The organism is Antribacter sp. NEAU-D49 (assembly GCF_057158775.1).
In genome coordinates this window covers 36,306-59,869 of record NZ_JBXTSN010000022.1, presented here as the reverse complement: position 1 = coordinate 59,869, position 23,564 = coordinate 36,306, and the positions used below count along the sequence as shown (strand labels likewise).

Annotated in this window: 19 protein-coding genes; 3 read left to right on the top strand and 16 right to left on the bottom strand. The window is 73.5% G+C overall.

Annotation, left to right across the window (positions count from 1 at the left end; all coding sequences use genetic code 11):
- Positions 1-25 precede the first annotated feature (25 nt).
- The 6 genes from AC060K_RS16510 to AC060K_RS16485 all read right to left on the bottom strand — a co-directional run bounded on the left by AC060K_RS16510 (position 26) and on the right by AC060K_RS16485 (position 7,272).
- Positions 26-1,471, bottom strand: a complete 1,446-nt coding sequence (locus AC060K_RS16510) for a hypothetical protein (RefSeq protein WP_483766494.1) — start codon at positions 1,469-1,471, stop codon at positions 26-28.
- 92 nt (positions 1,472-1,563) lie between these two features.
- Positions 1,564-1,872, bottom strand: coding sequence for a CD225/dispanin family protein (locus AC060K_RS16505; RefSeq protein WP_483766493.1), 309 nt, complete (start codon positions 1,870-1,872; stop codon positions 1,564-1,566).
- Between the two features lie 143 nt (positions 1,873-2,015).
- Positions 2,016-2,384, bottom strand: a complete 369-nt coding sequence (locus tag AC060K_RS16500; protein ID WP_483766492.1) for a hypothetical protein — start codon at positions 2,382-2,384, stop codon at positions 2,016-2,018.
- Positions 2,385-2,476: 92 nt separating this feature from the next.
- Entirely contained in the window at positions 2,477-4,777 is a 2,301-nt protein-coding gene (locus tag AC060K_RS16495; RefSeq protein WP_483766491.1) for a sodium-translocating pyrophosphatase, read from the bottom strand.
- Positions 4,778-4,930: 153 nt separating this feature from the next.
- Positions 4,931-5,644 (bottom strand): HAD family hydrolase, encoded by a 714-nt coding sequence (locus AC060K_RS16490; RefSeq protein ID WP_483766490.1) that lies wholly within the window; start codon positions 5,642-5,644, stop codon positions 4,931-4,933.
- A 110-nt stretch (positions 5,645-5,754) separates the two neighbouring features.
- Positions 5,755-7,272 (bottom strand): helix-turn-helix domain-containing protein, encoded by a 1,518-nt coding sequence (locus tag AC060K_RS16485; RefSeq protein WP_483766523.1) that lies wholly within the window; start codon positions 7,270-7,272, stop codon positions 5,755-5,757.
- A 331-nt stretch (positions 7,273-7,603) separates the two neighbouring features.
- Here AC060K_RS16485 and AC060K_RS16480 point away from each other — a divergent pair, with 331 nt between their 5' ends.
- Positions 7,604-7,768, top strand: a complete 165-nt coding sequence (locus AC060K_RS16480) for a hypothetical protein (RefSeq protein ID WP_483766489.1) — start codon at positions 7,604-7,606, stop codon at positions 7,766-7,768.
- Positions 7,769-7,818: 50 nt separating this feature from the next.
- Positions 7,819-8,133, top strand: coding sequence for a recombinase family protein (locus AC060K_RS16475; protein ID WP_483766488.1), 315 nt, complete (start codon positions 7,819-7,821; stop codon positions 8,131-8,133).
- 63 nt (positions 8,134-8,196) lie between these two features.
- Here AC060K_RS16475 and AC060K_RS16470 read toward each other — a convergent pair whose 3' ends face one another.
- The 5 genes from AC060K_RS16470 to AC060K_RS16450 all read right to left on the bottom strand — a co-directional run bounded on the left by AC060K_RS16470 (position 8,197) and on the right by AC060K_RS16450 (position 14,117).
- The gene (locus tag AC060K_RS16470) at positions 8,197-9,546 is read right to left on the bottom strand and encodes a M18 family aminopeptidase (RefSeq protein WP_483766487.1); all 1,350 of its coding nucleotides are present in this window, start codon (positions 9,544-9,546) and stop codon (positions 8,197-8,199) included.
- 79 nt (positions 9,547-9,625) lie between these two features.
- A complete protein-coding gene (locus AC060K_RS16465; protein ID WP_483766486.1) occupies positions 9,626-11,389 on the bottom strand; it encodes a hypothetical protein in 1,764 nt (587 codons plus the stop codon).
- On the bottom strand, positions 11,386-11,961 hold the full coding sequence (locus AC060K_RS16460) for a sigma-70 family RNA polymerase sigma factor (RefSeq protein ID WP_483766485.1): 576 nt from the start codon (positions 11,959-11,961) through the stop codon (positions 11,386-11,388). Before AC060K_RS16460 ends, AC060K_RS16465 begins: the two co-directional genes overlap by 4 nt.
- Before the next feature lie 153 nt (positions 11,962-12,114).
- Entirely contained in the window at positions 12,115-13,569 is a 1,455-nt protein-coding gene (locus AC060K_RS16455) for a hypothetical protein (protein WP_483766484.1), read from the bottom strand.
- Entirely contained in the window at positions 13,566-14,117 is a 552-nt protein-coding gene (locus tag AC060K_RS16450; RefSeq protein ID WP_483766483.1) for a sigma-70 family RNA polymerase sigma factor, read from the bottom strand. The genes AC060K_RS16455 and AC060K_RS16450 overlap by 4 nt, the downstream gene beginning before the upstream one ends.
- A 200-nt stretch (positions 14,118-14,317) precedes the next feature.
- Between AC060K_RS16450 and AC060K_RS16445 the strand changes: the two genes are divergently transcribed.
- A complete protein-coding gene (locus tag AC060K_RS16445; RefSeq protein WP_483766482.1) occupies positions 14,318-15,685 on the top strand; it encodes a hypothetical protein in 1,368 nt (455 codons plus the stop codon).
- 91 nt (positions 15,686-15,776) lie between these two features.
- On the opposite strand, the gene AC060K_RS16440 is transcribed toward AC060K_RS16445, so the two are convergent.
- The 5 genes from AC060K_RS16440 to AC060K_RS16420 form a co-directional block, all read right to left on the bottom strand.
- Complete coding sequence (locus AC060K_RS16440) at positions 15,777-16,877, bottom strand: uroporphyrinogen-III synthase (RefSeq protein WP_483766522.1); 1,101 nt, start codon at positions 16,875-16,877, stop codon at positions 15,777-15,779.
- Between the two features lie 64 nt (positions 16,878-16,941).
- On the bottom strand, positions 16,942-17,730 hold the full coding sequence (gene cobA, locus AC060K_RS16435) for a uroporphyrinogen-III C-methyltransferase (RefSeq protein WP_483766481.1): 789 nt from the start codon (positions 17,728-17,730) through the stop codon (positions 16,942-16,944).
- The gene (gene nirD, locus AC060K_RS16430; protein WP_483766480.1) at positions 17,727-18,125 is read right to left on the bottom strand and encodes a nitrite reductase small subunit NirD; all 399 of its coding nucleotides are present in this window, start codon (positions 18,123-18,125) and stop codon (positions 17,727-17,729) included. Before nirD ends, cobA begins: the two co-directional genes overlap by 4 nt.
- Positions 18,122-20,749 carry a nitrite reductase large subunit NirB gene (gene nirB / locus AC060K_RS16425; protein ID WP_483766479.1) on the bottom strand — a complete coding sequence of 876 codons (2,628 nt, stop codon included), beginning with the start codon at positions 20,747-20,749 and terminating at the stop codon, positions 18,122-18,124. Before nirB ends, nirD begins: the two co-directional genes overlap by 4 nt.
- A 169-nt stretch (positions 20,750-20,918) precedes the next feature.
- Positions 20,919-23,456: a discoidin domain-containing protein gene (locus AC060K_RS16420; RefSeq protein ID WP_483766478.1), complete on the bottom strand. Its 2,538-nt coding sequence runs from the start codon at positions 23,454-23,456 to the stop codon at positions 20,919-20,921.
- Positions 23,457-23,564 lie beyond the last annotated feature (108 nt).

Genomic DNA, 23,564 nt, shown 5'->3' with positions numbered 1-23,564 from the left:
GCCGATCCGCGCCGGCCCTTCGCGGTCAGCCCGCGCAGTTGCCGGCGAGGTACGCCTGCACGCGGCTCGCAGCCTCGGTCATCCTGGGCTGGTCGAGGCCCGTACCGCCCTCGTTCGCCGCGGCCAGGAGCGCCTCAGGGTTCGCGGGGTCCACCGGCTCCAGGCTCGCGGCCATCGTCGAGATGAACGACTGGACAGTCCCCCAGTCCTCGGCGATCTGCGCGGGCGGCGTCACGCCGTCCAGGGCGTCCCGGGCCTTCATGAAGCCCGTGCGCAGGCTCGCCGGGTCGTCCGGCGACATCACGGACTGCGCGCTGTTCGACTGGGCCCACGCCCAGGTGGCCGACGCACATGCCTGGGGCGTCGCCGGCGGGAGGTCCTCGGTCTCGCTCACGCTGCCCTGGACCCACCCGACGCCGAGACCGAGCCCCAGGGCCACCACCCCGGCCAGGGCGAGGACGAGAGGCTTGTCCGCGAAGGGCGGCACCCCCAGCCGCTTGCGCGGGGCCGTCGCGGCGGAGCCGTCGCCCCGACGGCCTCCGCGACCGCGCCGCGACGGCGCGATCGACGGAGGAGCCACGTCCGGGTCCACCTCACCCGGGCGCACCCTGCGCCGCTTGGGCGGGATGGCCGCGGGTCCGGCTGCGCCGTCTCCTGCTGGGTCGTCGGCGCCGACAGCCTCGTCGCCGGACGGCTCACCGGAGACCGCCGGGCCGGGCGTCGCCCTGCCGGCGGGGCGCTCCTCGCTCGCGCGGCCCTTGGCCTTCTTTCCCTTGCCACCCTTGGTCTTCCCCGGCTTCTCACGGCGGCCGGCGGCCGGGACGGGGCCGACAGCACCCCACGGGCCCGCTCCGTCCGGCCCGCCGTCGGCTCCATCGCCCGACGACGGCGCCTCGTCCGCAGTTCCCACCGTTCCCAGGGCGGAACCCCAGGGTGCCGGTCCGGCCTCGCCCGGCCCCGCCTCGACCGAGGCCGCTTCGCCCGAGCCCGCTTCGCCCGAGCCCGCCAGGCCCGGCCCCGCCTCGCCCGGCCCCGCCAGGCCCGGCCCCGCCGGGGCGAGGTCGGCGCCCGCGCCAGCGCCGCTGAACGGCGAGGCGGCGGCGGGACCCGGCCCCGCGTCCGTCGTCGTGCCGAACGGGGAGCCGAACGGCGAGCCGCCCGCGGCCCGGGCCCGGGCTGCCGCAGCGATCTCGGGCGAGATGCCGACGCCGAGGGTGTGCGTCTCGGACCACTCGCCCGCGGCCGGGCCGGTGGCGCCCCAGGGCGCGGGGACGGACCGGCCGAACGGCGACGGCGCCTCCTCTGCGGGTGCGGAGTCGGGCCCGGCGGGGACGCCGTCGCCGGGCTCAGCCGTCGGCGATGCGCCGGCCAGGCTCTCCGCCCACGCCAGGGCGCTGCTCGCCGGCGGCACGGCGGCTCGGGAGCCGGACCGACCACCTCGCGATGCCTTGCGTCGTGACGTGCCACTCATGATCGCGAAGAGTACCGGGACCAGGGGCCCGAGCAGGAGTCCTGGTCGCGCGAGGAGACTCCCGTGACCGCTCGCCGGGCCGGTGCCGGCATCTAGCGGGTCATCCCGGCGGCACCGGTCGCCGCCAGCGCGAGCGCCATCGCCACCGCCGCGAGGGCGACCAGGACCGCCAGCGCGGACCACTGCCGGGCGCGCGTCGCCGCCGCTCGGGCGCCGGCCACGTCGCCCGCGCGCCACCGCCGGCGCACGCGGCCCGCGTGCACGACGGCGAGGGCGCCCGCCGGGGCGAACAGCACCAGGGCGAGGAGCGCAAGGCCGAGATGGCTGCGCGGCGGCACCACCGCCACCGGGACGTACGTGACGTACGGCGAGCCAGCGGGCTGCGGGACTGCGGTGCTCATGGCGGTTCTCCCTCGGCGCGGGCGCGTGGTGGGAGAACCTAGACCTGTTGCGGGCGCCACGTCGAACCCGCTGGTCAGACGGGCGAGATCCGCGCGATCATGCCGATCGCCGGGCGGTACCGGTCTCAGACCGCCTGACCGCCTCAGCGCGGCGGCACCCGCCGCAGGACGCCCACCCCGCCGAGCAGGAGCACGATCGCCCCGAGGCTCCACCAGGGCCGCACCATCGTGGGGCCCTCACCGAGGAACGCGAGGAACGACTCCGCCAGCGCCACGCCGGCGACGGCCCAGAAGAGGACCGACACCAGCCGGGGCTCACGGCGCCAGTGCGCGAAGACCAGCGCCGCGACGATCAGCACGAGGTGCATCGACGCGTAGGTGCCGAGCGCGCGGGCCAGGTCCAGGGCCGCGCCCGCGAGGAGCAGGAACCAGCCGAGCGCCAGCCGCCCCGTGCGGACCGTACGCGGGTGGACTGCGGCGAACGGCCGCCGCTCGAGGGGCATCGTGACCATGAGACTCCCTTGGCGAGCATGCGGATGTGGCCGGTCCTGGACTCAGGATCGGCCACATCCGCAGGGTCGGCCAGCCGAGCGGGTGCCCGTCGTCAGGCCGAGGTGGTCACCGGGAGGGCGGACTGCTCCGCCTCCTGCTCGGCGTCCGCGCGGGACGCGCGCAGTCGCGACCAGATCACGGCTCCGAAGGCAACGGCGGCCGCTGCGGCGGCGATGCCGATCCGGAGCACGTGGTTGGCGTCGGCCGGCACGCTCAGCATGACCACTGCCGGCGCGATGAGCAGCGCCACCAGGTTCATCACCTTGATGAGCGGGTTGATCGCGGGGCCGGCCGTGTCCTTGAAGGGGTCGCCCACCGTGTCGCCGATGACGGTCGCCGCGTGCGCGTCGGACCCCTTGCCGCCGTACTTGCCGTCCTCGACGATCTTCTTCGCGTTGTCCCAGGCACCGCCGGAGTTGGCGAGGAAGACCGCCATCAGCACGCCGGTCCCGATGGCGCCCGCGAGGAACCCGGCGAGCGGGCCCACCCCGAGGCCGAAGCCGACGGCGATCGGCGCGAAGGCCGCGAGGAGGCCGGGCGTGGCCAGCTCGCGCAGCGAGTCGCGAGTGCAGATGTCGACGACCTTGCCGTACTCGGGGCGCTCGTCGAACGTCATGATGCCCGGGTGCTCGCGGAACTGGCGGCGCACCTCGAAGACGATGGCGCCGGCGGCCCGGGTGACGGCGTCGACGGCGAGGCCGGAGAAGAGGAACACGGTGGCCGCGCCCAGGATGAGGCCCACCAGCGTCACCGGCGAGACGATCTCGTAGGTGAGCATCGAGGTCACCAGGCCGGAGCCGCGCTCGCTCACCTCCGCGAGGGCGTGCGTGACAGCGTCCTGGTACGACCCGAAGAGCGCCGTGGCGGCGAGGACCGCCGTCGCGATCGCGATGCCCTTGGTGATGGCCTTGGTGGTGTTGCCGACCGCGTCGAGGTCCGTGAGGATCTTCGCCCCCTCCTCGTCCACGTCGCCCGACATCTCGGCGATGCCCTGCGCGTTGTCGCTCACCGGACCGAACGTGTCCATCGCGACGATGACGCCCACGGTGGTCAGCAGGCCGCAGCCGGCGAGGGCCACGAGGAACAGGGCGAGCGGGATGGAGCCGCCGGCGAGCAGGAACACGCCGCAGATCGCCGCCGCGATGATGCCCGCGGTATAGACGGCGGACTCGAACCCCACACCGATGCCGGAGAGCACGACGGTGGCCGCACCCGTCCGGGACGTGGCGGCCACGTGCAGGGTGGGCTTGGAGGTGGTGCCCGTGAAGTAACCGGTGACCCAGAGGATGATGCCGGCCAGGACCACGCCGATCAGCACGGCGAGCGACGCGACGACACGCGGGTCGGCCGTGACGTCGGACAGGTCGGCGGTCCCGTCCATGACCGCGAACGATGACGGCAGGTAGACGAACGCGGCGACGCCGGCCACGGCCGCGCCCACGAGCGCCGAGATGTAGAAACCACGGTTGATGGCGGTGAGGCCGCTCTCCGACCCACGGACCCGGGTGATGAAGACGCCCAGGAGAGCCACGAACGCGCCGATCGCGGTGACGATCAGAGGGAACACGAGGCCCTGCTCACCCATCGCGGCGCGGCCCAGGATGAGGGCGGCCACGAGGGTGACGGCGTACGACTCGAAGAGGTCGGCGGCCATGCCGGCGCAGTCGCCCACGTTGTCGCCCACGTTGTCCGCGATGGTGGCCGCGTTGCGGGGGTCGTCCTCGGGGATGCCCTGCTCGACCTTGCCGACCAGGTCGGCCCCGACGTCGGCCGCCTTGGTGAAGATTCCGCCGCCCACGCGCATGAACATGGCGAGCAGGGCGGCGCCGAAGCCGAAGCCCTCGAGCACGGCGGGCGCCTCGGTGCGGTAGATGAGCACCACGAGCGCCGCGCCCAGGAGACCGAGGCCGACCACCGACATGCCGACCGCACCGCCCGTGCGGAACGCGATGCGGGCGCCCTCGGCGCGGCCGTTCGGCCGGGTGGCGGCCGAGGCGACGCGCACGTTGGCGCGCACCGCGAGCCACATGCCCAGGTAGCCGATGGCCGCCGAGAAGCCCGCGCCCACGAGGAAGGCGATGGAGCGTCCGACCCGGACGCCTCCGTCGGCCGCCGGCAGGAGGAACAGGAGGGCGAACACCACCACGGCGAACAGGGCCAGGGTGCGGAACTGCCGGTTCAGGTAGGCGGCGGCTCCTTCCTGGACCGCACGGGCGATCTCCTGCATCTTCGGGGTGCCCTCGGGCGCCGCCAGGACCTGCCTGCGCAGGACGAAGGCGAAACCGAGAGCAGCCAGGGCGATGAGTGCGATCACCGTGACCACGGTGATGCTTGTCGATCCGAGCGTCTGCATCCGTCCTCCTCGACGAACAGCTGGGGTTGTCTCACGGAAAGGATTGACCCGATCTGGGGAATGTGAGAGGTCCCGCCGGCATCGTCGACGGCGGGATCCGCCGAGTCTACTCACATGTGACGCGGGTCACGAGCGCTCGTGGTCAAGACCTGGTCACGATGTCGCCGAGCCTGTGAGCAGGCGGATTGCCCCGAGCAGCCGAGCCGGGTCGGTCAGGTCGGGCAGCACGACGTCGGCCCCCGCCTCCTCGAGCTCCTCCGCCGACGTGGTACCCGCAGCGATCCCCACCACCCTCGCCCCGCCCTCGAGGCCGGTGCGGACGTCCTCGAGCGAGTCGCCGACCACCACCGTCGAGGACCGGTCGAACGCCACGCCGTACCGGGCGGCGGCCCGGCCCTGGGCAACCACGACGAGCGCCGGCCGGTGCTCGTCGTCCGAGGAGTAGCCGCCCACGTCGGGGTCCAGGTACGCGTCGAGCCCGAAGACCCGGAGCTTGACGAGCGCGTTGGGGCGCAGGTTGCCGGTGACGACCGACGCCACGACGTCCGGCTCCGCGGCCACCGCGGCGAGCGACTCGACAGCGCCGGGCATCAGCACGCCGTCCCGCCGCACGTCCGCCTCGTGCGCGGCGAAACGCTGCGGCACGACCTCCAGCATGCGCGGCAGCAGGCGCGGGACGTCCGCCTCGGGGACGCCGTTGTCGAGCAGCATCCCGGCCACGGCCCGCGGCATGGTGACCCCGGTGCCCCGCGCGGGGAGCCGCTCCGCCGGACGGCCCACCACCTCCGCGAAGGCCTCGCGGTACGCCTGCCGGTCAACCTCGCCGACATAGAGCAGCGTGCGGTCGATGTCCCACAGGACAAGCACGCGCAGCGTCTGGACAGATGGGACCACTCGGGGCAATTCGCCATCGGACGGCGCCACAGCCGCCCCCTGGACCTCTGCTGTCCGGGTCGCGTCTGCGGCGCCGTCGGGGCTCACGGGGCGGTGACTGCCGCGATCCGCTCGGTCAGTGCACGCACCTCGCTGTGCGTCCGGGTGCGCGCCGCCCGCGCCGACGGCTCGAGCGCCCGCGCGAGGTCCTTGAGGTGGTCCCGCAGCCGGACCGACTGCACGCTCTCGCCGAGCGCGACAGCCTGGGCTCCGCTCTCGCAGGCAGCCTCCAGGTCACCCGCCCGCACGTGCGCGCGGGCGGCGCGGCTCAGGAGCAGGCCCCTGGTGCGGTGCTCACCCTCGTTGATGGCGCCCACCGCCCGGTCGAAGCTCCGCAGCGCCTGCGCGGTGTCGCCCAGGTCGAGGCTGGCCGACGCGGTCTGGCCGTGGATCTCGCCGTCGTTCATCCAGTACAGCCAGTGCGGCTCGTCGGCACCGCGGCCCGACGCGCACAGCTCCCCGGCCTCGCCGAGAGCCCGCAGCGTGGCCTCCCGCTCCCCCAGCTTGGCGTGGCCCCGGGCCTGCCGGGTCAGGAGCATCGCCTCGAGGGCCGGGGCCTGCAGGCCCTTCACCTTCTGGCGGGCCGCCTGCGCCGCCACGACGGCGTCGCGCGGGTGCCCGTTCGAGTATCCGTGGATCGCGAGGTAGCTGAGCGCCTCGGCGCCGAGCCGGTCGTCGCCGGACGCGCGCGCGGCGCGGAGCCCCGCGAGGAGGTATCGCTGCGCCGACTCGTGCCGCCCCGCGTCGAACGCGAACCAGCCCGTCTGAGCGGCCGTGTCGGCGGCGACGGCCGCGAGCCGCCGGCCGGTCTCCGCGTCGTAGGTGCTGTTCTCCAGCACCCGCGTCACGAACGTGAGGTGGGCGCGAGCCAGGTCTGCCACGGCGCCGCTGCCGTTGCCGGCGTCCATCACCCGCAGCTCGTCGGTGGTGCCCTGGAGGTGGTCGCACAGCTCGGCGGAGACCCGGGCGCCCCCGGCCGCACGGGCCAGCGGCTCCGCCTCCTCCGCACCCCAGTGGTGCACGAACGCCGTCAGGGCCACCCCGCTCACCGTGGGGCCGCTCGCGGCGGGCCGGGAACCGGCCCGCTCGTCCTGTGCGCCCCGGCGCAGAGCGCCCGCGAGGGCTGCCAGCATGCGGTCAGCCGTCCAGGGCTGCTCCCCGTCCAGGATCGAGTCCTGGTCGGCGCCGGCCTCCGGCGCACCGGGCGCCGCCGTCGGAGCAGACACGGAACCCACCGTGACCGCGCCGGCCAAGGCGGCCGACGGCGCCGCGCCCGCGCGTCCTGCAGGCGCCTGCGGCACCGGGAGGGGCAGCCGGACCAGCTCCGCCGGCGTCCCCAGGCCGGTGAGGAACTGGACCACGCGTGCGATGTCGGTGAGGCGGCGCTCGCCGCACTCCAGCATGGACAGGTACGACTGGCTCAGCCCGGTGAGCGCGGCGACGTCCTCCTGCCGCAGCGGCACCAGCTGGCGGATCAGGCGGCTGACCCGCCCGAAGTCCCAGTCGGTCAGTGCGGCTCGCACCCCCGGGTCGTCCCACACGCGCACCGGGACGGTGGGCATCTCCACCACCGGCACACGTTCGGTGCGCCGGCACGCGGCGCACTGATCATCCGAGTTGTATCGACTCAGCACGCACCCACAGCGCGCGCACGTCCGTACGGTCCCACGTGCCACTGCATCCCCCAGTGTCCGGCTTTTCGCCCCTATGCCACTTGGCACGATCGAATCACCTCTGTGATATCACCGGCAGCAGGTGCATGCACTTCGAACGAGCCAAAACCTTGGTGCACGCCGCGGCCAGGGGGCTGCGACGTCCAGGTGTCGGACACCGGATAAATCACACCGGACCTGACACATCGACGAACGCCGTTATACCAGGAGGGGGACCGGGATGAACCAGGATCTTTCGGTCGAGTTGTCGATGGACGCGCTACGCACCACGGCAACCGCCGTGCTGGACCGTCACGCGCACGACGGGCTCGAGTGCACCGTGTGCGGAACGCTGTGGCCGTGCGAGCAGGCTCTGCTCGCCGAACGAAATCTCGCCGTCCTGTGAGGGGCGAGAGTAGGACGTCCCTGACGTCCGACGCAGCGCTCAAACCGCTGATGTACGGGTACCTGCGGATCACCGACGCCTCAGGCCCCGACGCGGTGACGGAGATGGAGGAGCGGCTCCGTCGCCTGGCGGAGGCCGAGGGCTTCTGCTTCGCCACCACGTTCCTCGAGAGCACGCCCGGTCAGCGCGGCGCCCTGAACGAGCTCACCGCCGAGCTCCGGCGCGCCGAGGCCCGGCACGTCGTGGTGCCCTCGCTGGACCACCTGTCGCGGTACCCCCGGGTACGCGACGAGCTGCTGGAGCAGCTCCGCGAGAAGGCAGACGCCCACGTGTGGACCGCGGAGGACGTCCTCTGCCGGTCGTGACAGCCCGCTGACCAGCACACCGTGACGCCCGGGGCCGCCGTACGAGGCCCCGGGCCACGGGTGTCAGCCGGCCAGGACGGCGCCCATCGCACGCGACAGGTACCAGGGGTCCACCACCGCGGTGAGCTCGCGCGCGGAGTGCATCGACAGGATCGCCGCACCCACGTCGACCGTGCGGATCCCGAGGCGGGTCGCCGTGATGGGACCGATCGTCGAGCCGCACGGGATCCCGTTGTTCGACACGAACTCCTGGCTCGGCACGCCCGCCGCGGCGCAGGCCGACGCCCAGCGCGCCGCGCCGTGCGCGTCGGTCGCGTAGCGCTGGTTCGCGTTGATCTTGAGGATCGGGCCGCCGCCGGCCACCGGCCGGTTCGCCGGGTCGTGGCGCTCGGGGTAGTTCGGGTGCACGGCGTGGCCCACGTCGGACGACACGTGGAACGACGCCGCGAACGCCTGCCGGCTCTCGTCCGGCCCGGCGCCCAGCGCGCCGGACACCCGCGCGAGCACGTCCTCCAGGAACGGCCCCGCCGCGCCCGAGCGGCTCTCGCTGCCGATCTCCTCGTGGTCGAAGGCGGCCAGGACGGCGATGCTGCCCGACGGCGCCCCCGCGCCCCCGGCACTCGGCTCGCCCCCTGCGTGGGCCAGCAGGGCGGTCAGGCCCGCGTGCACCGACAGCAGGTTGTCGAGCCGGCCCGACGCGAGGAAGACCTGGCCTGCGCCGAAGGTGCGGGGCTCCTGGGTGTCGGCCACGACGACGTCGTACCCCCCGATCTCGGCCGGGTCGACGCCGGCCTGTGCGGCGAGGGCGCCCAGGACGTCCGCGTCCTGGGTGTCGCCCAGGCCCCAGACGGGCTGGGTGTGCCGCTGCTTGTCGAGGGCGAGGCCCTCGTTGGCGGCGCGGTCGAGGTGGACGGCGAGCTGCGGGATGCGCAGGAGGGGACCCGTACGGACGAGGTGCTCGGCGCCGTCCCGCGTGACGACGCGGCCGGCGAGCTCGAGCTCGCGGTCGAGCCACGAGTTGAGCAGGGGGCCGCCGTACACCTCGACGCCCGCCTGCCAGAACCCGGCCGAGCCGGTGGTGGGGCGCGGCTTGAGCTTGAACCCGGGGGAGTCGGTGTGGGCGCCCAGGATGGTGAACGGCGTGGTGGGCCCGGCGCCGCCGGGGACGGCGACCGCGACGACGGAGCCGTCGCGCACCACGACGTACCGGCCACCAGGGACCACGTCCCAGGCCTCGGCCTCGGCGAGGGACGTGAAGCCGGCCGCCTCGGCGCGGCGGGCCACCTCGGCCGCCGCGTGGAACGACGACGGTGAGGCGGTCACGAAGGAGGCGAGGTCCGCTGCGTGGGACCTCGCCCCCTCCGGGACGGGCGTGGTGCTGGTGGACGGGGCGGGAGCGTTCGCGTCGGTCACCGACCCATTATCTGCCGCTCGTCCGGACGGACCGACTACCTCGGCGAGCGGGCCCCACCGAGGCAGTGGGTCCGTCCGCTCAGGCGCCCCCGACGAAGAACTGCCACGTGCCGTCCGCGGTGATACCGATGCGCCAGCCGACGTATCCCTCGCCGGACCGCGCCGCGTCCGCCTCCTCCGGCGCCAGGAGGCCCGCGTCGACGGCCTCGGCCCAGGCGGCGTCGGCATCGGGCGCCTCCTGGCCCTCGACCGTCTGGTAGCGGCCGGTCTGCAGGCGGGGCCACACCCAGGTGCCGTCGTCGAGGGCTTCGCCGGTGGTGCCGGCGAGGAGCCGCACGAGCACGCCGTACCGCGGGTCGTCCGGCTCGGGGACCGCGAGCACCTCGGCGGGATCGGCCTGCACCCCGCCGGACGAGAGCACCGTGCCGTCGGCCCGCGCGGTCCCGACGAGCGCCTCCTCGTCGCACGCCGCGGCGGCCGCGTACAGGGCCGAGGCCTTGTCCGCGACGGCCGCGGGCAACCCGGAGAGGTCCGGGTCCCCCCGGTCCGGCACCGACCCGGCAGAGCACTCCCCGGCCTCGCCCTCGGAGCCCTCGCCGGAGGGCACCATCCGCGCGTAGGCGACCACCACGCCGTCGGGCACCTCGCGGAAGTGGAGCGCGACGGGGAGGCCGACGGCGTCACCCGGCCCCCACGGGTCGGAGGTCCACAGCGTGCCGTCGCACGGCACCTCGAGCGCCTGCGCCTGGTTGGTCGGCACCATCCCGGCGCCGTCACTGTCGCCCCCGGCGATCGCGTCGCCGGCCAGCGGCCAGAACGTCACCACGTCCGCGGGAATGGTCGAGGTGCAGCGCGCCTCGATGCGGTACGTGCCGCCGTCGGCGGGCGGCGAGTCCACGAACGTCACATCCTGCGGGTACTGCCCGGACGACCGGTCCACCAGCGCGGCGCTGACCAGCTGGCCCACGTCCTCGCTCCGGCCGCGCGCGTCCGGCGGGACGTCGAACGGGACGGGCATCGGGGTGATCGTTCCCGCCTGGTGCGCCTGCCCGTCCTCGACGACGAGGTCCACGGGGGCGCTCACCGCGAGCTCCGGGTCCGCCCCGCTGATCGGGTGCACGACGGTCACGGCGCGCACCTGGTACGTCCCGTCCGGCAGGGTCGCCGGCGAGCCCTCCGCGGCGCAGTCGGAGACCAGGTCGCCGGTCGCGCCACCGTACCTGGGGGACGGCGTCTGCCCGACGGGCTCCACGCCCGCCCGGTCCTCCCCGAGGTCGACCACCCGCCCGCCGACGCTCCAGACCAGGACCGGGGCGACGACGGGGTCGTCCAGGTCGACGGCGGCCGTCAGGTCGACGGGCAACGCGTACCGGTAGGCCCACGGGGTGGAGCCGTCGTAGGTGGCCGTCGCGGTCAGGGTGCCGGTGACGTCCAGCGAGTACCCGCCGTCGTCGGCCGCCGCCGCGAGGTCCGCCTCCGTCATGCCGCAGGTCAGGCCGGTCCCAGCCAGCCAGCCGGGCGCGTAGCCCTCGCGGAGGGGGAACGGCGCGGCGCCGTCGGACGGGCTCGGCGTGGCGCTCGGCGTCGGGGTCGCGGGGACGACCGGCCCCGTCCGGTCCGGCAGGATCGACGACGCACCCACCGCGAGCGCCCCGGCCACCGCGAGGGACACGGCGCCGAGGCCGCCCACCTTCGCGGCCCGACGACGGCGCACGCGCCCCCGCACCCGCTCGAACGCGGTGCTGTACAGGTCGCTCTCGGGCATCTCGTCCGCTGCCTCGTGCATCGCTCGGCTCAGGAGACCCGCCGTCGGGTCGGACCACTCGTCGTGCTGGCGGTTCATCGTGCGGCCCTCCCTTCGGGGCTGGGTGTGTCGTCGATGCGTAGCGACTCCTGGAGCTGTGCCGTCGCCTCGGCGAGGTAGCGCTTGATGGTGCCCTGGGCGATGCCGAGGGTGTCGGAGATCTGGGGGACCGTCAGGTCGTCGAAGTACCGCAGCACGGCGCAGGCTCGCTGTCGCGGGGCCAGGCGGGCCAGAGCCGCCGTCACGTCGGCGCGAGCCGACGCGGCGCCCTCGGCGGACGGCGCGTGGCCGGTGTCGGCGAGGAGGGGGCGCAGGATCCGGAAGCGCTGCCGGCGGCGGTAGCCGTCCAGGTAGAGCGTGAGGATGGTGCGCCGCACGTACGCCTCGGCGCTCGTGACGCCGGCCGCCTCGAGGTCGTGGACGGCGACGCCGGGAATCGCGCCCGGGGTGCGCGGGCCGGGGCCGCGAAGCCGGGAGAAGACCTTCACCAGGGCGTCCTGGACCAGGTCCTCGGCCTGCGCCCGGTCTCCGCACAGCATCTGCGCGTACCGGACCAGGGCAGGCCCGCGGGTGGCCATGAGGTCACCGAGCTCGTCCTGCCAGCCGGCCACCGTCACCTCCCGCGCTCGCGTTCGTCGTCATACCCAGCATGACGCCCCGAGGCGGAGAAACGTTGTGCGACCTCCGGTTGTGGGTATGGCTGTGGCGACAATCCTCGGCGAAATTGTCGCCACAGCCATACCCACAGCGAGCACTGGTGAGCGTCAGCGGCGCGTGATGTTGCCCTGGGCGTCCACCACGACCGGTACGGCATCCGAGAAGATCAGCTTCCGGTCCGTGCTGGCATCCGGAGGGTTGATCTCCGTCATCGCCCGGACGATGTACTCGCCGGCCGGGACGGCGTTGGGCTCGAACTCACCACCGGAGTGCTGGCGGCACGCCGTGGTGACGCCCGACATCGCCGTGGCCTCGGCGGTGTCCGTCCCGGTGGGCACGCGCGGCCAGGAGGCGGTGGGGTCGTACCCGATGCCGGCCAGGCGCCCGTCGGTCCGCAGGAGCAGCAGGACGGGCTGGCCCCACTCCGGGACAGGCTGCCCGGAGGCACTCACAAGCCTGGCGGGCGCACGCCAGTCGTACGACGGTCCGGACACGGTCCCGGTGAGCTGGAGGCTGTACTCGGCGTCGGTCCTGAGGAACGAGGACTCATGGTCCAGGCACTCGATGCCGAGCAGCGGCAGCGCCTGCTTCGGGACCTCCCAGCCCTGCCCGTAGGCCGGCGTCTCCGGGTCGACCCGGTCGGTGACCCGCTCGGGTATCGGCGCTCCGGCACCGTTCTCGAGGGTGACCGTGACCGGGTCGCTCAGGGCGATGCCCATCTCTCCGTCGCCGTCGAAGTCGTACAGGGTGACGGCGCGGACCTCGTACGTGCCTCCGGCACGCTCGTTGTCGTACCAGTCGAACATGCTGTCCACCTGCTCGACGCGCGTGTCCGGCAAGCACTGGGACGCGCTGCTCGCCGTCGCACCGCCCGTCCAGCGCGAGTCCTCCGCGAGGGCTGGGGCCAGATCGGTCAGGTGTGCCGACGGGTCGCCGAGATCGACCACGACGCCACCCTGCGACCACACCAGGGTTGGCCGCTCCACGACGTGAGGCACGTCCACGCCCGGGCCGAGCACAAGCTCCACGGGCAGCAACCACCCTCCGTCGGCGTCGTCCGGCTCGAGGCCTCCCGCCCTGCTCAGCCGCAGGGCCGTTGACCGGGACAAGCCCTCAAGCTCCGCCACGGGCATCCCACAACGGACGTTGCCGATCGCGCCGCCCGCGATCTTCCACCGCTGCGGCTGCCACCCGTCCGTGTACAGCGCGGGAGGCAGTCCTGTCGGGCTCGCTGACGGCGACAGCGACGCGGACGGGGAGGGGGAGGGGGACGCCTTCGGCGCCTGGGAGAGCCTCGGCGCGGGCCGTGTCGTGCTGGTCTCGGCCGGGAGCGGCTCCGACGTGTCGGGCATCGCCAGGGACGACGCCGTCACCGCGAGCGCCGCCGCGAAGGCCAGCGCACCTGCCCCGGCTCCCACGAGCTTGGCGGTCCTCCGGCGGTGGACCCGCCGGGTCAGCGATACCGGGTCGGCGAACAGGGCGGCATCCTCTGCGAGACGCCGCAGTTCCGCCGACAGGGCGGAGCCCTCGTCCGGAGTGGCCCACTCGTCGTGGTTGCTCATCGTGCGTCCCTCCCTTCAGCAGCATCGAACGGGGACGACCCCAGCGCACGGCGCATGGTCCCCATCGAGTCGAACAGATGTCTCTTCACGGTTCCCTGGGCCATTCCCGTCTGCTCCGCGATCTGCGGAACGGTCAGGTCGTCGAAGTACCGCAGCACCACGCACACCCGCTGCTTCGGTGAGAGCAGCGCGAGCGCCGCGGCGACGTCGGCCCGCGCGGAGCCTTCAGCCTCCGGGGAAGGCGCGTGGCGGTCGTCGGCGATCAGGTGGCGCAGCCCGAGCCAGCGACGGCGACGGCGGTAGCCGTCGAGGTACAGCGTGAGGATCGTCTGCCGCACGTATCCCTCCAGGTTGACGGGACCGTCCGGCTCGAGCGAATAGGTACCCGCCTGCGGCGGGCGTCGGAGTCGTGAGAAGACCTTGACCACCGCGTCCTGTACGAGGTCCTGGGCTTCCGAACGATCTCCCGAGAGCACAAAGGCGTAACCCGCGAGGGCACCGCCGCGTCGCGTGACCAGGTCGGTCAGCTCCGCTTCCCACTGCGCCATGGCTCCTCCGTTGATCCGGGGCGCTCCCCTGCACCCTCGCCCGCTATGACGACCGGTGCCCGCAGAACGTTGAGGGGGAGTTCCCGGAGCTCGACCCCCCGATCGTTTCACCCGGTCGCGTGCTCAACGTTCCTCTCCCGACCGGTCGTCATGTAGCGCAAGAGCGGGGAACGGGTCCTCGCCTGGAGAGAGGAAACATCATGACCAACACGACCGCCCGGACCTGGCGCACGAGGCGCGCGACAACGTCCCTCGCTGTTCTGGGGCTCGGCACCGCACTGCTGGCCGCCTGCACCGGGGCACCGACGAACACTGACCCGGCCGCAGCGCCCGGACCGACGACGCCGCGCGAGGTGACCACGTCCGTGGTGACCGCGTCCCTCACCGAGGCCACCGCCGACGGCGCCACGGCGCAGGTGGCGGCCACCGGGACCGCGGCCGCCTCCCCGAAGGACGGGATCACCGCCCCGTACACGGACGGCTGGCAGCCCCGGGACTGGGCCGGCCTCGGCGGCCCGCTCGACGCCCTGCGCTGCGGTATGCCCGTGGCACAGCTGGAGGGCCTCGCCGGCTCGACGGACCTCGAGGCGGAGCTGACGGGCACGCCGGCGCCGTCGGCGCGCTGGGACGGCTGGGACCTGCCGGTCGACATCACGCTCGCCCCGGCGGCCGAGATCCCCGTCCTCGTCGCGGACCCCACGCTCGTCTGGTCCCAGGGCGGCGTCGTCGTGGACCTGAGCTCCTCGCGGAGCCACGGCACGCAGAACCTCGCCGGTGCCCTGGGCGAGGACTCGGTGTGGTCCGGAGCGGCCTGGGCGGGCAGCGCGTCCAGCTGCCGCCCGGAGACGCTCCTGGAGCAGCACGACTACCCCTTCGAGACCTACGTCAACGAGCGCGCGGGCGGCACCTACGACGTTCGCGTAGCCACCGTGAGCGACGTGGAGGGCAACGGCGAGCGGGACCTCGTGCTGAGCGACCCGGTGACCATCACCGTCGAGAGCGGGGTCGGGGCTTCTCTGCCCGGCGCGAACCCCGGCTGGACCGACCCGGAGGTTCCGGCCTACGGGCAGGGCTGGGAGGAGGGACGGCTGGCGCTGCCCCTGCTGGGCATCGAGTGCCTGGACCACGAGTCGTCGTTCGTCACGACCGACCCGCGGTACAGCCTCGAGCTCACGGGCGCTGCCTCGGGCCCGTACTGGGACTGGCGCGCCCCGGCTCGCCTCGTCAGCAACACAGGGGCTCCCGCCCAGGAGTGGGGCGAGCCGGTCCTGGTGCTCCTGCGGACCGACGGGCGCCTTGCGGGCATCGGGTACGACCCCACGATGGCATGGTCCCGGGTCGCCGCCGGCACGGACACCGCCGAGGCCACGGCCATGATGGGCATCACGACGATGTGCCGCGAGCACTCGGGCGGGCCGTTCGAGCCCAACCACGTCCCCGCCGGTGCGTACGTGGTCCGCGCGATGACCGAGGTTCCCCCGCGCGACTTCGCGACGAAGCGAGAGCTGGTCTTCTCCGACCCGGTCCCCGTCGTCGTGGACGCCGAGGGCAACGTCTCGAGCCGCTGACCTCGTAGGAATGCTGTGGGTATGGCTGTGGCGACAATCCTCGACGGAATTGTCGCCACAGCCATACCCACAGCGAGGGAGCCGGGTGGCGCTACGCCTCTTCCGCCAGCGCGATCCGGTACCCGCGCTTCACCACGGTGCGGATCAGGTCCGGGCGCTTCGTGGCCTCGCGCAGGCGCGCGATCGCCACCTCGGCGGCGTGCGGGTCCGTGGAGTAGCCGGGCAGCACGTCCAGGACGCGCTCGCGCGGCACCACGTCGCCGCCCGCGGAGGCGAGCAGCCGAAGCACCTCGACCCCCGTGGGCGACAGCGGCAGCACCTGCCCGTCCAGCACGGCGACCCGTGCCCGGATCATCAGGGACCCGGCCACGGTGGACAGCGCCACGGACTCGATGTGCTCGTAGTGGCCCACGAGCGTGCGCACCAGGGCGCCCAGGCGCCCGCGCTCGGGCTGCAGCGGCGTGATCCCCCGCTGCTCGAGCGGTTTGGCGGTGACGGGTCCGACGGCGGCCGCGACGGTCGCCCCCGAGCGGAGCCGCTCCAGGACCGACGGCGACAGGCCCTCCGCCTCCACGGCCTGCAGCCACGCCTCGGCACCGGGCGCCGAGGTGAACACGACGGCGTCGATCTCGCCGGTGGCCGTGGCCTGCACCGACTGCCGCAGCGCGACGGGGTCGGGCGCGGGTCCCCACCGGTACACGACGAGCCCGACCACCTGGGCGCCCGCCTTCTCGAACACCTCGTCCAGGCCGTCGGCCCCCGCACCGTGGTGCTGGATCGCGATCCGCAGGCCCGAGACGCCCTCGCTGAGCAGCACCTCCGCCACCTCGGCGGAGGTCTCCGACTCGGCCACCCAGTCGGCCTGGAGCCCGGCGGCCTGGATGGCGCCGCGCGCCTTGGGACCCCGGGCGACGATGCGCGTGCCGGCCAGCATCGCGGTGAGCGGCGTGGCCAGGCCGTGCGCGTCGGCGGCCTCGATCCACGCGCGGAAGCCGATACCGGTGGTGACCACGACGACGTCGGGCGGCGAGTCGATGATCGCGCGCGTGGCCTCGACGAGGGTCTCGTCGTCGATGTGGGGGATCATGCTCAGCGCCGGCGCGTGCCGCACCGTCGCGCCGCGGCGCTCCAGCGCGGCGGCGAGCTCGGCCGACCGGCGGTCGGCCGTGACGAGCACCGTGCACCCCGCCATCACCTGCCCCAGGGCAGGCCGGGGCCCGGCGCCGGTCCCCGGGACGGGGGTCGCCGCCGTGGTCTCAGCCACGGGCACCTGCCAGACGTCCGACACGGGCCTCCTCAAGCACGCCGTCCGCCGCGACGCCACCGATGACGATGACGGCGGGCGCTGCCACGCCCTCCTCGGCGGCGACGCGCGCCACCTCGTCGAGGCGGGCGCGCGTGACGCGCTGAGCAGGCGTGGAGCCGTTCTCCACGATCGCGACGGGGGTGGCCGGGTCGGCGCCGGCGTCCAGCAGCTGCCGCACGATGGTGCCGAGCATCGACACCCCCATCAGGATCACCAGCGTAGCCGCGCCGTCGCGCACAGACGCGACAGCAGCGGAGTCCAGCCCCCTCTGCCCGACGGTATGTCCGCTGGTCACGTGGAACGACGCGGTGATCCCCCGGTGGGTCACCGGGATGCCGGCCAGCTCCGGCACGCCGACCGCCGACGACACCCCCGGCACCACCTCGACGGGGACGCCGGCGGCGCGGCAGGCGAGGACCTCCTCGCCGCCGCGCCCGAAGACGAACGGGTCGCCGCCCTTGAGCCGCACCACGCGCTGGCCCCGGAGGGCGCGCTCCACGAGGATCGCGTTGATCTGCTCCTGCGGCACGGGGTGGTGCCCGGCGGACTTGCCGACGTCGACCACCTCGGTGCGCGGGTCCAGCTCCTCGAGCACGCTGCGCGGGCCGAGCCGGTCGGCCACGACCACGTCGGCGGTCATGAGGGCGCGCCAGCCCCGCAGCGTCAGCAGGTCGGCGGCCCCGGGGCCGCCGCCCACCAGCGTCACGCGGCCGGTCACCTCCGTGGTGCCGGCCGTCATGGCACCGCGACGTGCACGACGCCGTCGCGCACCTCCACCGGGAACGTCACCAGCCGCGGCTCGAGGCCCGGACGGGGGCTGTATCCCGCGGTCTCCAGGCACTCGCCCGTCTCCAGGGAGTAGACCTGCTTGTAGACCGGGGCCGCGACGGTGGGGACGCCGCCTCGCGTCCCGACGATCCCGCGCGACATGACGTTCGCACCGGAGAAGGGGTCGAGCTGCTGGGTGGCGACCACCTGTCCGTCGGTCAGCCGGAACAGCGCGACCTGGGTGTCACCGAGGAGGGCGGCCGCGCCGCGCTCCGGGAACAGGTCCGAGTGCAGGCAGACCCGCTCCCAGCGGACCTCGCCGTCACCCGCGGCACCCGCGGTGGGCAGTTCTTCCGTGACGCTCATCGACGAACCTCCAGCTTGGGCCCCGCGATGACCACACCGGACGCCCGCTCGGCCTCGGTGGCCGGGCGGATCTGACCGCGCTCGGGCACGTACGCGAGCGACGGGTCGGGGGTCTTCGGGGCGTTGACGAACGACGAGAAACGGCGCAGCTTCTCGGGGTCCTCGAGGACGGCACGCCACTCGTCCTCGTAGTTCTCGACGTGGGACGCCATGGCGTCGTCGAGGTCGGCGCAGATCCCGAGGGAGTCCTCGATGATCACCGCGCGCAGGCCGTCCAGGCCGCCCTCGATCTCGTCGACCCACGGCGCGGTGCGCTGCAAGCGGTCCGCAGTGCGGACGTAGTACATGAGGAACCGGTCGATGTAGGTGAGGAGCTGCTCGGAGGTCAGGTCCTCGGCGAGCAGCCGGGCGTGCGCCGGGCGCTGGCCGCCGTTGCCGCCCACGTACAGGTTCCAGCCCTTCTCCGTGGCGATGACGCCCACGTCCTTGCCGCGCGCCTCCGCGCACTCGCGCGCGCAGCCGGAGACGCCCAGCTTGAGCTTGTGCGGGGCGCGCAGGCCGCGGTAGCGGAGCTCGAGCTCGACCGCCATGCCGACGGAGTCCTGGACGCCGTACCGGCACCACGTGGAGCCGACGCACGACTTCACCGTACGCAGCGACTTGCCGTAGGCGTGCCCGGACTCGAAGCCCGCGTCGACCAGGCGGCGCCAGATGTCGGGGAGCTGCTCCACGCGCGCGCCGAACATGTCGATGCGCTGGCCGCCCGTGATCTTGGTGTAGAGGCCGAAGTCGCGGGCCACCTCGCCGACCACGATGAGCTGCTCGGGCGTCACCTCGCCGCCGGGCATGCGGGGGACCACCGAGTACGTGCCGTCCTTCTGCAGGTTGGCCAGCATGTGGTCGTTCGTGTCCTGCAGCGTGGCCTGCTCGCCCGCCAGGATGTGGCCGTTACCGAGCGACGCGAGGATCGACGCGACCACGGGCTTGCAGATGTCGCAGCCGCGGCCCGGGTGGGCGCCCTCCGCCGGCACGCGGCCGAACCGCTCGATGATCTCGGTGAACGTGTGCAGGTCGGCGACCCGGACGGCGTCGAACAGCTGGGCGCGGGTGAGCTCGAAGTGCTCGCACAGCGCGTTGGAGACCTCGACGCCGGCCTTGGTGAGCTCGGTGTTGGTGATCTTCTTGACGAGCGGGAGGCAGGCGCCGCAGGTGGTGCCGGCCCGCGTGCAGGCCTTGACGGCGGCCACGTCGGTGCACTCGTGCTCGGTGACGGCGCTCCGGATCTGGCCTGCGCTGACGTTGTTGCAGGAGCACACGTTCGCGTCGTCGGGGAGCTCGAGAGCGGGGGCGCCGTTGCCCCCGCCCTCCGGGAGCAGGAACGCGCCCGGGTCACCGGGCAGCTCGCTCCCGAGCATGGGGCGCAGCGACGCGTACGGTGCCGCGTCGCCGACGAACACGCCGCCCAGGAGGGTGCGGGCGTCGTCGGACAGGACGAGCTTCTTGTAGACGCCGGCGGCGGGGTCGGCCCACACCACCTCCATGGCGTCCTCGGTGCGGCCGTGCGCGTCGCCGAAGGACGCCACGTCCACGCCCGACAGCTTGAGCTTGGTGGCGGTGTCCGCGCCGGGGAACGTGGCCTCGCCGCCGAGCAGACGGTCCGCGACCACCTCCGCCATCGCGTAGCCGGGGGCGACCAGGCCGATGCAGCGGCCCTCGATGCAGGCGACCTCGCCGATGGCCCACACGTTCGGGTCCTCGGTGCGGCAGTCCAGGTCCACGACGACGCCGCCACGCTCGCCGATCGGCAGGCCCGCGGCCCGGCCGAGCTCGTCGCGGGGGCGCACGCCGGTGGCGACCACGACCACGTCGACGTCGAGCCGGCCGCCGTCCGCGAAGTCCAGGTGGCCCACGTGGCCGGTGCGGCGGTGGGGCTTCATCTCCTTGGTGGCCGTCTCGGGACGGACGCCGATGCCCTTGCCGTTGATGAGGCGCTTGAGCGCGTGCCCGCCGCCCAGGTCGATCTGCACGCCCATGAGGTGCGTGCCGAACTCGATCACGGTGGCCTCGGCGCCGAGCGCCTTGAGCGCGCCGGCCGCCTCGAGACCGAGGAGGCCGCCACCGATCACCGCGCCGCGCACGGGCCGCACGAAGCCCTTCTCCGTGGTGCCGGCGGCCCGCTTCTCCTCGACCCAGCCGCGGAGCGCCGCGACGTCGTCGATGGTGCGGTAGACGAAGACACCGGGGAGGTCGTTGCCCGGGATGGGCGGCATCGCGGCGTTGGAGCCGGTCGCGAGCACGAGCTCGTCGTACGGGTGGACCCGGCCGAGGCGGTCGGTGACGGTCTTGGCGGCGCGGTCGATCGCCGTGACCGCGCAGTCACGGTGCAGGGTGACCAGCGGGTCGTCCCAGAGCGCGGGGTCGCCGAGGGTGAGCTCCTCGGGGTCGCGCACCTCGAAGTACTTGGTCAGCGCCACACGGTCGTACGGCTTGCGCGGTTCCTCCGCGAAGACGTCGACCTGCCACGCCCCGGCCGCGTCGCGGGCGCGGAGCGCCTCGACGAACCGCTGGGCGACCATGCCGCCGCCGACGACGACGAGTTTGCGGGGTGCACCGGAGCTGTCCATGCCGACGACGGTACGAGGTGGCAGTTTCACCGGAATGCGGCCGTAGTTGCGGGGTCGCAACATCTTTCTCACCAACGCGCGGGGGCCCGTGTGAGAGGCCCCCGCGCCCCGCCGAGACAGTGACCTCGTCGGACGAGGTCACTGTCTCGCGTGTTAACAACCCGCTGGGTCAGGGGAAGCTGACCAGCTTGGACGGGATGGTCGACGTGCCCGACGTCGGGGCGCCCACCTGGTTCACGACGTGGGCGTACTGACCCATGCCACCGAGCGACACCACCTGCACGCTGTGCAGCCGGATGCCCGGCTTCACCGGGATCTCGAACCCGTGCTGCTGCACGATCGACGGGTCGGACGTGAAGTTGCAGTACGAGCCGAGCCCCCACGCCTCGTGCGTGACCACGTGCTCGGCCACCTTGTAGGCCGCGTAGCCGACGATGCCGTCGTGGGTGATCGACGCCTCGTTCGGCGCGTCGTACGCCTTCTCGTTCTGGAAGAAGATCGTGCGGCCGCGCTCACCGTTCCACACCACGTCGTACTTGTTGAAGTGCTCCACGAACAGGCCGGTCGCGAGCACGTCGTCGCCGTTCACGATGAGCCCGTAGTCGGCGCGGTTGGTCTCCCAGCCCACGCCGGCACCGTGATCGGCCCGCCAGAGCCAGGTGTGGTCGATGATGACGTCGTCGCTGTTGACGACGACGGAGTTGGTCGCCAGGCCGGGTCCCGCGCCGCCGATCCGGACGAAGACGTCCTGCACGGTGGTGGGGTTGGCGCTGTGGTCGGCGGACGAGCCCGCCGGGCCCACCTGCAGCATCGTGTCGGACCGCTGCGTGCCCGCGTCGATGAGGAAGCCGGCCAGCCGGACGCCGTCGACGTCGGCGACGTGCATCGCGTCGATCCCGTTGTCCGGGATGATCGTCGCCAGCCCGAGGCCCAGCACGATCGTGTTGGGGCGGGTGACCTGGATGGTCTGGTCGAGGTGGTAGACGCCCGGCGTGAAGAGCAGGTTCAGGCCCTGGGCCAGCGCCGCGTTGATCGTGGCCGCCGTGGCGCCCGCCTTGACCACGTAGAACTGGTCGAGCGAGACCGACGTGCCGCCGGTGTTCGCGGGCCAGGTGACGCCGGACGAGTTCGTCCGCTTGGCCGGGACCCACACCTTGTAGGCGTTGCCGTCCAGGTAGAGGAACGGCTTCTCGCGCGTGATGGGCGTGGTCGCCAGCGTGGTGTACGGGCCGGTCGCGAAGTTCGTGGCGGGGGCGCCCTGGACACCCGAGAACGTCATGTTCCAGACGCCGTTGGTCCAGCCGCCCACGGACGAGTCCCGCGTGTACCACTGCTGCTGCGAGTACGGGCCCACGGTGCCGTCGATCTTCGAGTCGGCGATGTAGCCGCCCGACGCCCAGCCGTACCCGTTCGGCGCCAGGTTGAGCCCGCCGAGCACGTGGATGCGGCGGAACGGCGCGGCCTGCGCCACGGCCCACCGGTTGGTCCCGTTCACCGGGTTGATGGACAGGTTCTCCGCGGACCGCCAGAAGTTCTGCGTGGCGTTGCCGTTGAGCCAGCCGGCGTCGACGGTGATGTCACCGTTGATCCGCACGTCGTCCGGGTTGAGGCCCAGGCCCGAGATCGAGGTGTAGAACCCGATCTGCGCGTTGATGCCGTTGTAGGTGCCCGGCTTGAGCAGGAACTGGTAGCGCTCGGACCCGAAGTGGTTCGCCTCCATCTGGGCGAACACCTGGTCGAACCGCGCCTGCAGGTTCGGCGTGGACGGGTCCACGACGATCACGTTGGGGCCGAGGTCGCCGCCGCCCTGGATCGGGGGCGTCGTGGAGCCGCCGCCCGTGTGCACGGCGACCTCCCACAGCGAGTAGCCGTAGCGGGTGGCGCGCGCCGAGCCGGCGACGCGCACGTAGCGGCCGGTCCCGGAGACGTCGAACGAGACCTGCCCGCCGGTCCCGCCGGTCACGGACCGCAGGTCCGTCCAGGTGGTCCCGTCGGCGGAGGCCTGGATCTTGTACGCGGTCGCGTACGCCGCCTCCCAGCTCAGGTCCACCTTGCAGATGCTCTGCGACGAGCCGAGGTCGACCTGGACCCACTGCGGGTCGGACGCGGCCGACGACCAGCGGGTACCGGCGTTGCCGTCGAACGCCGCCGACGCCGGCGTGCCCGCGTTCTCGGTCGACGAAGCCGTGGCGGGCCGGTTGAGGGCGGCGTTCGCCGTGGAGCAGGTGCCGGGGTTGGTGGTGCCCGTCTCGCCGTAGACCTGGAGCTCCCAGAGGGAGTAGCCCCAGGCGGTGGCGCGCGTGGTACCGAGCATGCGCACGTACCGGCCGCTGCCCGAGACCGTCAGGTCGTCGACGCCGCCGTCGCCGCCGGTGACGGTCCGCACGTCGGTCCACGAGGCGCCGTCGGCCGAGACCTGGATCCGGTAGGCGCTCGCGTAGGCCGCCTCCCAGCGGAGCACGACCCTGCTGACAGAGGTGGTGGCGCCAAGGTCGACCTGGAGCCACTGCGGGTCGGAGTGGGCCGACGACCAGCGGGTACCCGTGTCGCCGTCGGTGGCGGCGGAGGCGGGGGTGCCCGCGTTCTCGATGGAGGACGCGGTGGCCGGCTTGCCCTGCGACAGCAGGGACTCGGCGGCCGCGGCCGGTTGCTGCTGTGCCGGAAGAGCGATCAGCGATGCCGCGACGAGCGTGAGCGCGACCGCCAAGGTTTTGATTCTCACAAGGACTCCCACGTAGAAGTTGCGACTCTGCAAATTCCAAGCCAGGTTACTTACCTGTCAGTAAGCAGAGTAGCCGACCGGAGGAGCCCGCGA

Coding starts and splice junctions, on each gene's coding strand:
- AC060K_RS16510 (WP_483766494.1), bottom strand. CDS start 1,471: ATGAGTGGCACGTCACGACGCAAGGCATCGCGAGGTGGTCGGTCCGGC.
- AC060K_RS16505 (WP_483766493.1), bottom strand. CDS start 1,872: ATGAGCACCGCAGTCCCGCAGCCCGCTGGCTCGCCGTACGTCACGTAC.
- AC060K_RS16500 (WP_483766492.1), bottom strand. CDS start 2,384: ATGGTCACGATGCCCCTCGAGCGGCGGCCGTTCGCCGCAGTCCACCCG.
- AC060K_RS16495 (WP_483766491.1), bottom strand. CDS start 4,777: ATGCAGACGCTCGGATCGACAAGCATCACCGTGGTCACGGTGATCGCA.
- AC060K_RS16485 (WP_483766523.1), bottom strand. CDS start 7,272: ATGCCCACCGTCCCGGTGCGCGTGTGGGACGACCCGGGGGTGCGAGCC.
- AC060K_RS16480 (WP_483766489.1), top strand. CDS start 7,604: ATGAACCAGGATCTTTCGGTCGAGTTGTCGATGGACGCGCTACGCACC.
- AC060K_RS16475 (WP_483766488.1), top strand. CDS start 7,819: ATGTACGGGTACCTGCGGATCACCGACGCCTCAGGCCCCGACGCGGTG.
- AC060K_RS16465 (WP_483766486.1), bottom strand. CDS start 11,389: ATGAACCGCCAGCACGACGAGTGGTCCGACCCGACGGCGGGTCTCCTG.
- AC060K_RS16455 (WP_483766484.1), bottom strand. CDS start 13,569: ATGAGCAACCACGACGAGTGGGCCACTCCGGACGAGGGCTCCGCCCTG.
- AC060K_RS16450 (WP_483766483.1), bottom strand. CDS start 14,117: ATGGCGCAGTGGGAAGCGGAGCTGACCGACCTGGTCACGCGACGCGGC.
- AC060K_RS16445 (WP_483766482.1), top strand. CDS start 14,318: ATGACCAACACGACCGCCCGGACCTGGCGCACGAGGCGCGCGACAACG.
- AC060K_RS16440 (WP_483766522.1), bottom strand. CDS start 16,877: ATGGCGGGGTGCACGGTGCTCGTCACGGCCGACCGCCGGTCGGCCGAG.
- cobA (WP_483766481.1), bottom strand. CDS start 17,730: ATGACGGCCGGCACCACGGAGGTGACCGGCCGCGTGACGCTGGTGGGC.
- nirD (WP_483766480.1), bottom strand. CDS start 18,125: ATGAGCGTCACGGAAGAACTGCCCACCGCGGGTGCCGCGGGTGACGGC.
- nirB (WP_483766479.1), bottom strand. CDS start 20,749: ATGGACAGCTCCGGTGCACCCCGCAAACTCGTCGTCGTCGGCGGCGGC.